Source organism: Kitasatospora purpeofusca, assembly GCF_000718025.1.
In the GTDB taxonomy this organism is placed as follows: Bacteria; Actinomycetota; Actinomycetes; order Streptomycetales; family Streptomycetaceae; genus Kitasatospora; species Kitasatospora purpeofusca.
In genome coordinates this window covers 1-451 of sequence record NZ_JODS01000097.1, presented here as the reverse complement: position 1 = coordinate 451, position 451 = coordinate 1, and the positions used below count along the sequence as shown (strand labels likewise).

Sequence of the window (451 nt, the reverse complement as noted above, 5' to 3'; positions counted from 1 at the left end):
GCGCCGCACCGCGCGCCACCTCAAGAGCGAACTCCAGGGCAAGCTCGACGCCGCCCTCGCCATGGGCACCGGCGCCCTCGTCGCCACCGCCTTCCTCGCGGTGGGCCGCGAGGGCCTGGAGACCGCCCTGTTCATCTGGACCGCCGTCCAGGCCACCGAGGACGGCTACAACCCGATCATCGGCGCCGCTCTCGGCCTGCTCACCGCCGCCTTCCTCGGCTGGCTCTTCTACCGCGGCGCGCTGAAGATCAACCTGGCGAAGTTCTTCACCTGGACCGGCGCCATGCTCGTCGTCGTCGCCGCCGGCGTCCTCGCCTACGGCGTCCACGACCTCCAGGAGGCCGGCTGGCTGCCCGGCCTGCACAACCTCGCCTTCGACATCTCCAGCACCATCCCCAAGGACAGCTGGTACGGCACCCTCCTCAAGGGCGTCCTCAACTTCCAGCCCGAC

Annotated in this window: 1 protein-coding gene; it reads left to right on the top strand. The window is 70.5% G+C overall.

Translation table 11 applies throughout. The annotated features are described in order from the left end of the window. Window positions 1-451: FTR1 family iron permease (locus IF01_RS0140880; protein WP_030398693.1), on the top strand; the 451-nt coding region annotated here is incomplete at both ends.